This window comes from Streptomyces sp. NRRL WC-3549 (assembly GCF_000721935.1).
GTDB lineage: Bacteria > Actinomycetota > Actinomycetes > Streptomycetales > Streptomycetaceae > Streptomyces.
In genome coordinates this window covers 23,636-26,360 of sequence record NZ_KL585388.1, presented here as the reverse complement: position 1 = coordinate 26,360, position 2,725 = coordinate 23,636, and the positions used below count along the sequence as shown (strand labels likewise).

The window sequence follows — 2,725 nt, the reverse complement described above, 5'->3', positions numbered from 1 at the left end:
GATGTGTATAAGAGACAGCGGCGGCCTCGTCGGCCTCGCGGGACTTGATGACCTGGGCCTGGTGCTGCTCGAAGCGCTGCTGCGCCTCGGCGTACTGGGTCTCCCAGATCTCGCGCTGAGCCTCGAAGCCCTCGAGCCAGTCGTTGGTCTCGGGGTCGAAGCCCTCGGGGTAGATGTAGTTGCCCTGGTCGTCGTAGGACGCAGCCATGCCGTACAGGGTCGGGTCGAACTCGACCGCCGCCGGGTCGCCGCCGAACGCCTCGTTGGCCTGCTTCAGCGAGAGGCTGATGCGACGGCGCTCGAGGTCGATGTCGATGACCTTGACGAAGATCTCGTCGTTGACCTGGACGACCTGCTCCGGGATCTCCACGTGGCGCTCGGCCAGCTCGGAGATGTGGACCAGACCCTCGATGCCCTCGTCGACGCGCACGAACGCACCGAAGGGAACGAGCTTGGTGACCTTACCGGGAACGACCTGCCCGATCTGGTGCGTGCGGGCGAACTGCTGCCACGGGTCTTCCTGCGTCGCCTTGAGCGACAGGGAGACGCGCTCGCGGTCCATGTCCACGTCGAGGACCTCGACGGTGACTTCCTGACCGACCTCGACGACCTCGGAGGGGTGGTCGATGTGCTTCCAGGAGAGCTCGGAGACGTGGACGAGACCGTCGACGCCACCCAGGTCCACGAAGGCACCGAAGTTGACGATCGAGGAGACGACGCCGGAGCGGACCTGACCCTTCTGCAGGGTGGTGAGGAACGTCTGGCGCACCTCGGACTGGGTCTGCTCGAGCCAGGCACGGCGGGACAGGACCACGTTGTTGCGGTTCTTGTCCAGCTCGATGATCTTCGCCTCGAGCTCCTTGCCCACGTAGGGCTGGAGGTCGCGCACACGACGCATCTCGACGAGCGACGCCGGCAGGAAGCCGCGGAGGCCGATGTCGAGGATGAGACCACCCTTGACGACCTCGATGACGGTACCGGTGACGATGCCGTCCTCTTCCTTGATCTTCTCGATGGTGCCCCAGGCACGCTCGTACTGAGCGCGCTTCTTCGAGAGGATCAGGCGGCCTTCCTTGTCCTCCTTCTGGAGAACCAGGGCCTCGATCTCGTCACCGACCTTGACGACCTCGTTGGGGTCGACGTCGTGCTTGATCGAGAGCTCGCGGCTCGGGATGACACCTTCGGTCTTGTAACCGATGTCGAGGAGAACCTCGTCCCGGTCAACCTTGACGATGACACCGTCAACGATGTCGCCGTCGTTGAAGTACTTGATCGTCTCGTCGATCGCCGCGAGGAACGCGTCCGCGTCGCCGATGTCGTTGACCGCAACCTGCGGAGTGGTGGCGGTGGTCTCGGTGCTGCTCGTCATGTGGGAAAGGGCTCCGGTACGGACAGAGAGTCGTAGGTACTGCTACGCCGAAAGCCCGTATCGCCTCTGCAGAAGCCGGACAGCCTGGAAAGCACCCGACCGATGATCCGGAAGGAGCCTCGACAACCGAGGACATGCAACAGACGCGAGCGCGGCCTGCTAGGTCTGAGGCGCGCAGGCTCGCAGCGCAACTTGTAGCATACGGGGGCAGCCGGACAGGGTCAATGCGCGAAGGCGCACACCCGGGGCACAACGCCCCAATCCCGGCACAACTCACGTTCACCGAGGCCAGATACGCCCCGGCGGCGTGTCGCAGGCGCGCCGGGGTGTTCCGCACGGTCCGTGCGGGCACCGCCCGCGGCGGGTGAAGGCAAACTACAACGACGGGCACGATGAGCCAAGAGATCCACGGGTGGGAACCTGAGGCGACCCGCCGGGCGGCCGGGGACGCGGAGAGCAGCCGGGCGAACCGCGGCTGGTGGGACCGGAACGCCGACGAGTACCAAGGCGACCACGGGGCATTCCTGGGCGACGACCGGTTCGTCTGGGGGCCGGAGGGGCTGGACGAGGCCGAGGCCGCCCTGCTCGGCCCCGCCGGGTCGCTGAGGGGCCTGGACGTCCTGGAGGTCGGGGCCGGGGCCGCCCCTGTCTCTTATACACATCTGCCGTTCCGGGACGGCTCCTTCGACCTCGCCTGCTCCGCCTACGGGGCGGTGCCGTTCGTCGCCGACCCCGTACAGGTGTTCCGCGAGGTGCACCGGGTGCTGCGCCCCGGGGGCCGCTGGGTGTTCTCCGTGACGCACCCCGTCCGGTGGGCCTTTCCCGACGAGCCGGGCCCCGAGGGGCTCTCCGTCGCCGCCTCCTACTTCGACCGCGTGCCCTACGTGGAGCAGGACGAGCAGGGGCACGCGGTGTACGTCGAGCACCACCGGACGCTCGGCGACCGGGTGCGCGACGTGGTGGCGGGCGGTTTCCGGCTGCTGGACCTGGTCGAGCCGGAATGGCCGGCCTGGAACCACCAGGAGTGGGGCGGCTGGTCCCCGCTGCGCGGCAACCTCATCCCCGGCACCGCGATCTTCGTCTGCGAGCGGGACCGCCGGACCTGGTGACCGCCGGGCCGGGTGACCGGGTGACCGGGTGGCCCGTCCGCGTACGAGACTGGGGGCGTGATCCGTACCGACGCCCTGGACCAGTTGCCCGTGCGCTCCGCCGTGCCCGCCCTGCGGACGGCCCTCGACGAGCGGGGTGCCGCGGTGCTCTGCGCGCCCCCCGGGACCGGCAAGACGACCCTCGTCCCGCTGGTGCTCGCCGGTCTGACCGGCGGCGGCCCGGTACGCCGGGTCGTCGTGGCCGAGC

At 68.5% G+C, this 2,725-nt stretch carries 3 protein-coding genes; 2 read left to right on the top strand and 1 reads right to left on the bottom strand.

The window, feature by feature from the left end; genetic code table 11:
- Positions 1 to 1,369, bottom strand: a 1,369-nt coding sequence (gene rpsA / locus IH13_RS0106555) for a 30S ribosomal protein S1 (protein WP_063837404.1), incomplete at its 3' end; no start/stop codon positions are given.
- A gap of 392 nt (positions 1,370 to 1,761) precedes the next feature.
- Here rpsA and IH13_RS0106550 point away from each other — a divergent pair.
- Both IH13_RS0106550 and IH13_RS0106545 read left to right on the top strand, forming a co-directional pair.
- A complete protein-coding gene (locus IH13_RS0106550) occupies positions 1,762 to 2,478 on the top strand; it encodes a class I SAM-dependent methyltransferase (RefSeq protein ID WP_031081840.1) in 717 nt (238 codons plus the stop codon).
- A gap of 57 nt (positions 2,479 to 2,535) precedes the next feature.
- A partial coding sequence (locus tag IH13_RS0106545) for a hypothetical protein (protein WP_031081838.1) occupies positions 2,536 to 2,725 on the top strand: 190 nt, incomplete at its 3' end.

Coding starts and splice junctions, on each gene's coding strand:
- IH13_RS0106550 (WP_031081840.1), top strand. CDS start 1,762: ATGAGCCAAGAGATCCACGGGTGGGAACCTGAGGCGACCCGCCGGGCG.